This window comes from Intrasporangium chromatireducens Q5-1, assembly GCF_000576575.1.
In the GTDB taxonomy this organism is placed as follows: domain Bacteria; phylum Actinomycetota; class Actinomycetes; order Actinomycetales; family Dermatophilaceae; genus Intrasporangium_A; species Intrasporangium_A chromatireducens.
The window spans coordinates 1-6,336 of sequence record NZ_AWQS01000218.1 but is presented as its reverse complement, the minus strand read 5'-3'; the positions used below and the strand labels follow the sequence as shown (position 1 = coordinate 6,336).

Annotated in this window: 5 protein-coding genes and 1 pseudogene; 4 read left to right on the top strand and 2 right to left on the bottom strand. The window is 72.9% G+C overall.

From position 1 onward, the window contains the following. A partial coding sequence (locus N864_RS17930; protein ID WP_051518766.1) for a carboxylesterase/lipase family protein occupies positions 1 to 1,351 on the bottom strand: 1,351 nt, incomplete at its 3' end. 82 nt (positions 1,352 to 1,433) lie between these two features. Here N864_RS17930 and N864_RS17925 point away from each other — a divergent pair. The 3 genes from N864_RS17925 to rpsT all read left to right on the top strand — a co-directional run bounded on the left by N864_RS17925 (position 1,434) and on the right by rpsT (position 5,367). Continuing rightward, the gene (locus N864_RS17925) at positions 1,434 to 3,668 is read left to right on the top strand and encodes an ATP-dependent DNA helicase (RefSeq protein WP_034720195.1); all 2,235 of its coding nucleotides are present in this window, start codon (positions 1,434 to 1,436) and stop codon (positions 3,666 to 3,668) included. 119 nt (positions 3,669 to 3,787) lie between these two features. Continuing rightward, positions 3,788 to 4,747, top strand: coding sequence for a DNA polymerase III subunit delta (gene holA / locus N864_RS17920; protein WP_034720197.1), 960 nt, complete (start codon positions 3,788 to 3,790; stop codon positions 4,745 to 4,747). Between the two features lie 359 nt (positions 4,748 to 5,106). Beyond that, positions 5,107 to 5,367 (top strand): 30S ribosomal protein S20, encoded by a 261-nt coding sequence (gene rpsT / locus N864_RS17915; protein WP_034720193.1) that lies wholly within the window; start codon positions 5,107 to 5,109, stop codon positions 5,365 to 5,367. Positions 5,368 to 5,424: 57 nt separating this feature from the next. Here the strand turns inward: rpsT and N864_RS17910 are convergent, their stop codons facing one another. Then, positions 5,425 to 5,970 carry a type II toxin-antitoxin system PemK/MazF family toxin gene (locus tag N864_RS17910; RefSeq protein WP_034720191.1) on the bottom strand — a complete coding sequence of 182 codons (546 nt, stop codon included), beginning with the start codon at positions 5,968 to 5,970 and terminating at the stop codon, positions 5,425 to 5,427. A gap of 111 nt (positions 5,971 to 6,081) precedes the next feature. Between N864_RS17910 and N864_RS17905 the strand changes: the two are divergent. After that, positions 6,082 to 6,336, top strand: a pseudogene (locus tag N864_RS17905) (MFS transporter); the annotation flags it as partial.

The following is a 6,336-nucleotide window of genomic DNA, read 5'->3' as shown; positions in this document are numbered from 1 at the left end:
AGCCCGTCCGGAGGAACTTCACGACGTCGCAGTGGAGCTCATGGCCGAGCTCGCGGGGCGGCTCGTCCCCCAGCATCTGCGGCACCCGCTCGGCGTCGAGGTTGTCGAAGACGAGCGGCACGTCGATGCAGTGCAGAGCGAGGCCGTGGGTGGGGGAGCGCCAGGTGAAGAGGCTGAGCCAGGTGGGTGCGGAGGCCGACCGGGCTCGTTCCTTGGCGACGCGCAGGGCCAACGAACGGAAGACGCGGTCCGTGACATAGCGGCCCACGACCGCAGCGGTGCCCTCGCGTCGCGGTCCCGGGTTGGCCGCGAGCCACGCCCGGCGCACCTGGGGCCGGACCCCGATCTGCGAGAGGAGCAGGGCGGGCGGGATGAAGCGAAGCTTGCTCCGAGCGGCGGTGAAGATGAACGTGAACTCGTCCTCGGCCGTGCTGACCAGGAGCGGTTTGTCGCCGCCGATCCCCAACGCGTAGGACTCGGGGGTCGGGCGGGTGATCAGCTCACCGTCGACCACCGGGCCGAAGGACAGCCCCTCGTCGAGCATCGAGCGCAGCGTCGCGATGGCCCCGCTCCTGGCCCCCCGGGAGGGCGCTGCGTCCTGGGCCGCGCGGAGGGCGTCCTCGCTGAGCGACGAGAAACCCGCGACGGTGGGGTCCACCCCTGCCTCCTGGGCCACTGCCCGGGCTGTCGCCCTCGCCGCGTCGGCGGGGATGTCTGCGTAGACGCCGGACATCGAGTAGGCGCGAGCGAACAGGTGCTGCGCCCGCGGCATGCCGAGCAGGGTGAGGACCGCGCCGCCACCGGCGGACTGGCCGGTGAGGGTGACCCGTCCGGGATCACCACCGAACGCGGCGATGTTCTCCTGGACCCACTCGAGCGCGAGCAGCCAGTCGAGGACCCCGCGGTTCTGGGTGCCGTCCTCGACCCAGCCGAAGCCCTCGAACCCGAGCCGGTAGGAGACGGACACCGTGACGACACCGTCCCTGTTGAACCCGGCGCCGTCGTACCACGGGCTCGACGGCGACCCCGTCAGGAAACCGCCGCCGTGGATGTAGACGAGCACGGGCAGCTCGGGAGCCCCGCCCGGAGCGGGCGTGAAGACGTTGACGTTGAGGGTCGACTCTCCCGGATAGGACGGCTCGGGGATGAGCGTGACCCCGCCGTCCCCGCCCCGCTGCGGCGTGGCGCCATACCGTGTCGCGTCGCGGACACCCACCCAGGGGCGGTGCGGCACGGGGGCCGCGAAGCGAAGCGGTCCGACCGGAGGCTCGGCGAAGGGGATACCGAGGAAGGCCGCCGACGTGCCGCGCCAGATGCCGCGCACCCGGCCGGTCGTCGTCGTGACCTCCACCAGCCACACCCTACGGGCCACGCCGTCCACAGGCGGGGCTTCGCGGGGTGAGGGCGTCGCTCGTCGGAAGTACCCTGAGGCAATGCCGCGCCCCCCACTCGATGCCCTGCTCCATGCTGCCGTCACCGGCCTGGGCGGCACCGAGCGTCCCGGACAGGTCCAGATGGCGAAGGCCGTCGCGCGCGCCGTCGAGACGGAGGAGCACCTGCTCGTCCAGGCAGGGACCGGCACGGGCAAGTCGCTGGCCTACCTCGTCCCGGCGGTCGTGCACGCCCAGGAGAGTGGCAAGCCGGCCGTCGTCGCGACAGCGACGCTGGCCCTGCAGGCCCAGATCGTCGACCGCGACATGCCCCGGGTCGCCGAGGCACTGACGCCGCTCCTCGGCCGCCGCCCGACGTACGCGCTCGTCAAGGGCCGACGCAACTACGTCTGCCTGCACAAGCTGGAGGGCGGCTTCCCCGACGAGGACGAGGCGCTCCTGGGTGTGGGCCAGGTCGACGCAGCCGCCGGCCGGCTCGGGCAGGAGGTCGTGCGCCTGCGGGAGTGGGCCGACTCGACCGAGACCGGCGACCGCGACGAGCTCGTCCCCGGGGTATCGGAGCGGGCCTGGCGGCAGGTGTCCGTCTCGGCCCACGAGTGCCTCGGCAGCAAGTGCCCCCTCGTCGCCGAGTGCTTCGTGGAGCGGGCCCGCGCTGCGGCCGCCGACGTCGACGTCATCGTGACCAACCACTCCTTCATGGCCATCGACTCGTTCGAGGGTCGCCAGATGCTCCCCGAGCACGACGTCCTCGTCGTCGACGAGGCGCACGAGCTCGTCGACCGGGTCACCTCGACCGTCAGCGACGAGCTGACCGGGGCGATGGTGGGCACGGCTGCCAAGAAGGCCGGCCGGATGTCCGAGAACGCCGCCGCACTCACCGAGGCGGGCGACCTGCTCGCGACCGTCCTCGAGCCGCTCGAGGAGGGTCGGCTGCTCGGTGTTCCCGACTCGCTCGGCCTGGCGCTCGCCCGGGTCCGGGACGCCGCACGTCAGGTGCAGTCCGATCTCAAGCCCACCTCGAACGAGGACGCCGACGGGGCCCGTCAGGTGGCCAGGGCCGCCGTCGACGAGGTGCAGGAGAACGCGGAGCGCATCCTCGAGGAGCGCGAGCTCGACGTCGTCTGGGTGAGCCAGGACCAGCGACGTGGGCCCGTCCTTCGGGTCGCCCCCATGAGCGTCGCCATGCTGGTGCGTGACAAGGTCTTCGCCGAGCGCACTGTCGTGCTCACCTCTGCCACGCTCGAGCTCGGCGGCACCTTCGACGCAGTGGCCGGGACGATCGGGCTGCGTGGAGAGGGAGCGCCTGCCTGGCAGGGGCTCGACGTCGGGAGCCCCTTCGACTACCCGCGACAGGCGATCGCCTACGTCGCCGCCCATCTGCCGCCCCCGGGCCGTGACGGGGCGAGCGACGAGAGCCTTGACGAGATCGAGCAGCTGGTCCGTGCGGCCGGTGGCCGGACGCTCGGGCTCTTCTCCTCGATGCGCGCCGCGCAGACGGCCGCGGAGATCATGCGGGCGCGTCTCGGGGACGACTTCCCGGTGCTCTGCCAGGGGGAGGACCAGATCACGACGCTGGTGCGCCAGTTCGCTCGCGACCCTCGCACCTGCCTGTTCGGGACCCTGACCCTGTGGCAGGGCGTGGACGTGCCCGGCTCGTCGTGCCAGCTCGTCATCATCGACCGCATCCCGTTCCCGCGCCCGGACGACCCGCTCGCCTCGGCCCGGTCGCAGGCGATCGCGCGGATGGGCGGCAACGGGTTCATGGCGGTCTCCGCCACCCATGCCGCCCTGCGGCTGGCCCAGGGCGCCGGACGCCTCGTCCGCCGCGCCGACGACCGTGGCGTCGTCGCGTTCCTGGACTCTCGCATGATGACGGCGCGCTACGCCGGGTTCCTCCAGCGCTCGTTGCCGCCCTTCTGGCCCACGACCGACAAGGCGATGGTGCTCGGCGCGTTGACGCGACTCGACCAGACAGCGCCGGCTCCGCTCCCGGTGGAGGAGCCCGCCATGCGCACCCTGACAGGGACGCGGGCCGAGGACGGCGCCGAGCACCCGAGGCCCGTGGCCCCGACCCCACCTGTCGCTGACTCGCCACGTCGGGCCGTCACGGGCGGGCACGCCTGGACCGACGAGCAGGACGAGGAGCTGCGCGACGCCGCGGACGCGGGGCTGCAGCTGGACGAGCTCGTCGAGCACTTCGAGCTGCCGGGTGAGGCGATCGCGGCCCGGGCCGAGCAGCTCGGGGTCAAGCTCGCCTCGGGCGCCCTGTTCGACTGAGGTCCGACACTCCCCGGCCCACGGGTCGGCGCACCGGTGAGGTGCCCGAGCAGAGTGGGGTCGCGGTGCCCGGTGAGCGCCGGCTTCCGGTGTCGGCGGCGCATGGCACAGTGGTCGCCATGACCGCAGCCGAGCTTTCCCCACTGACCCTCATCAGTGGGCCCGAGGAGGTGCTCGTCGAGCGCGAGCTCACCTCTCTCGTCGGGCGGGCGCGCGACGCGGCAATGGAGGTCGTCCGCATCGACGCCGCCGGCTACGAGCCCGGTTCGTTGCTGATGCACGCGAGCCCGTCGCTCTTCGGCGGGGCCACCTTCATCATCGTCCGCGGGCTGCACGAGGCGTCCGACGAGCTGCAGGACGACCTCCTGTCCCTGCTCGCCGCACCGGCCGAGGACGTCTTCCTCCTGGTCACGCACGCGTCGGGACAGCGCGGCAAGCGGGTCCTCGACGCCCTCAAGAAGCAGCGCGCCCGGGTCGTGACGTGCCCGGCGATCAAGAACGACCGGGACAAGAGCGACTTCGTCCAGCAGGAGTTCTCCAGGGCCCGCCGCCGGATCTCGAGCGACGGCGTCCGCGCGCTGGTCGAGGCGGTCGGGCGCGACGTCAGCGAGCTCGCCGCGGCCTGCGCCCAGCTGATCGCCGACACCGAGGGCCTCGTCACCGAGGCGGTCGTCGACACCTACCACGGTGGCAAGGTCGATGCGACCGGCTTCCGCGTCGCCGACGCCGCGATCGCGGGCAACACCCCCGAGGCGCTGCGCCTGCTGCGCCACGCGATCGCCTCCGGCCTCGACCCCGTGCCGATCGTCGCCGTCCTCGCCTCCCAGCTGCGCGGCCTGATCAAGGTCGGCTCCGCCGGGCGGGGGAGTCCCGAGCAGCTGGCGAGCAGCGTCGGGATGGCGCCGTGGCAGGTCAAACGCGCCCGGGCGGCCCTGAGCCACTGGAGCAGCGAGGGCCTGGCCACCGCCCTGCAGGCCGTGGCGGCGGCGGACTTCGCCGTCAAGGGCGGCGGGCGCGACCCGGTCTATGCCGTCGAGCGGGCGATCCTCACCATCACCGGGGCCCGGTCCAGTGCCTGAGGTGGCGCCGCCTCCCCCTTGGGCCTCGGCACCTCCGGCCTCGGCACCTCCGCCCCCGGCACCCGCGGTTCCGCCGCCTGCGGGCTCGACCCGAGCGGCCCCGCCGCCTGCGGGCTCGGCCCGAGCGGGCCTGAACGGGGCCAGCGGTGGGCAGCTGGGCGGCATACCGGCTGGGGCGGGCACCGCCCGTTTTGGTGGGCACCCGGCGCGCTGGTAGATTTCTCCCTTGCGTGCGCGCTCAGGTCGTGCGCGCATGCATGCACCACCCAAGGCTGCTCACGCAGGGTGCCCCACGCCCGGTCCCGAGCAGTTTTGCCGCCCTCTAACGGCAACTACCACCGACCAAGAAAGAACCTCACGTGGCAAACATCAAGTCGCAGATCAAGCGGATCAAGACCAACGCACAGCGCACCGAGCGCAACAAGGCGGTCAAGAGCGAGCTTCGCACCTGGGTCCGCAAGTTCCGCGAGGCCGCCGAGTCCGGCAACAAGGACGCCGCGGCCGAAGCCCTCAAGCTCGCCTCGAAGAAGCTCGACAAGGCGGTCTCCAAGGGCGTGATCCACAAGAACCAGGCGGCCAACAAGAAGTCGGCCATGGCCCGGAAGGCTGCGTCCCTCTGACGCCACGCGGCCGCTGACCGAGGGTCTCGCACCAAGCTGGTGCGGGGCCCTTCGTCGTCAGCCCCTCCGGTGCGCTGCCCGGACTGCGGTCACGACCGCCTCGTATGTCGGCCTGGGCAGCACGGCGCCCTCGCGGCGGACCGCGCGCGGGTCGATCCGGATGAGCCGGTTGACGCGGACCTCGCTCGGGCGGCCGCGGCCGTCCCACGGGCCGGTGCCGATGTCGACCCACAACCGCCCGGCACGGCGCTCCTGCGCCGCGTCACGGTCGTGGTCCTGGCTCGTCAGCTGCAGGGCGATGAGCCACGGGCCCTCCCGGCCGATCACGAGCACCGGCCGGTCCTTCCCCTGAGAGTGGTCCTCCTCGTACGGCACCCAGGTCCAGACCACCTCGCCCGGGTCGACCGTTCCGTCGTCGTCCCCGGCGTACGTCATGTCCGGCAGGGTCGTCGCGTCGCCGGGATAGGACCCGTATGCCGCTGTCCCGCCCTTTCGTGGCGTGGCGGCCCCGGGGCGCGGGGCGAGTCCGCCACCACGAGGCCTGAGGGCCGGCCGGAGGAGGTCGGTGAGGCGGCGCCGCAGTGCGGCCAGGGGACGAGGCATGCGGCTCACGGTAACGGTCGTGCCCCCGGCTGTGCCCCCCACTAGAATCGCGTGGCTCGGGTCGATGGCGATCCCCGCGCGCCACCTGTCCGACGCTCGCCCGGAGTCCACGTGTCCCCTCGCCAGCGCACCGCCCTTGCCATCGGCGCCCTCGCCGTCGGCGGCTTCGCCATCGGGACGACGGAGTTCATGACGATGGGGCTGCTGCCGCAGCTCGCTGCCGGCACGGGTGTCGGCATCGCCACGGCGGGCCACTACGTCTCGGCCTATGCGCTCGGCGTCGTGGTCGGTGCACCCGCCGTCGCGCTCCTCGCAGCGCGGCTGCCGCGCAAGGGCCTGCTCATCTCCCTCATGGCGTTCTTCGCC